This window comes from Photobacterium frigidiphilum (assembly GCF_003025615.1).
Classification (GTDB): Bacteria; Pseudomonadota; Gammaproteobacteria; order Enterobacterales; family Vibrionaceae; genus Photobacterium; species Photobacterium frigidiphilum.
On record NZ_PYMJ01000142.1, the window covers coordinates 1 to 636 of the forward strand.

The 636-nt window shown below is 37.7% G+C and carries 1 pseudogene; it reads left to right on the top strand.

Going from position 1 to position 636, the window contains the following annotated elements:
• Positions 1-636: pseudogene (locus tag C9J12_RS30310) on the top strand (cytochrome-c peroxidase); the annotation flags it as partial.

Consider the following 636-nt stretch of genomic DNA (forward strand, 5'->3'; position numbering starts at 1 on the left):
CATGATCTTTTTTATGGTCAAGCTAGGTGCTTCTTCTGTCATCAAAGCGGAAATGATCAAGGTGTTGGCAAATTTGAACGTTATACCAATGATTTCTACTTCAATATCGGAGTACCAAGAAATCATGAAATCCCTAATGATCCAGAACCTGATCTAGGTTTATTTGCGACAACCTCGCAAAATAATCATAGAGGCGAACATAAAGTACCGACATTGCGTAATGTTGATAAACGACCATACCCTTCTTTTGTTAAAGCTTATACCCATAATGGTTGGTTTAAATCGTTAGAGCAAATTGTACATTTTTATAATACGGCTACTGTGAAAGCAACATGTTCTAACGAGTATATAACGGCTGAACAAGCTATAGCTGAAAACTGTTGGCCAGCGCCTGAGGTCAATGAAAATTTAGCGGGGTTTGCTGTTGGTAATCTTAGGTTGAGTGCCGATGATGAGGAAGCATTAGTCTCGTATTTGAAAACACTAACTGATACGACAAGCGTTGAACCGCCAAGTGTATACCTGCCATATACCTATGATAAAAGTCGTTTAGATCATAACGATGAGGAAAGTTATGAACAGGAAGCACCTATTTATAATTATAGAGAATCTATCAGAAGCCGATATATGAGATAA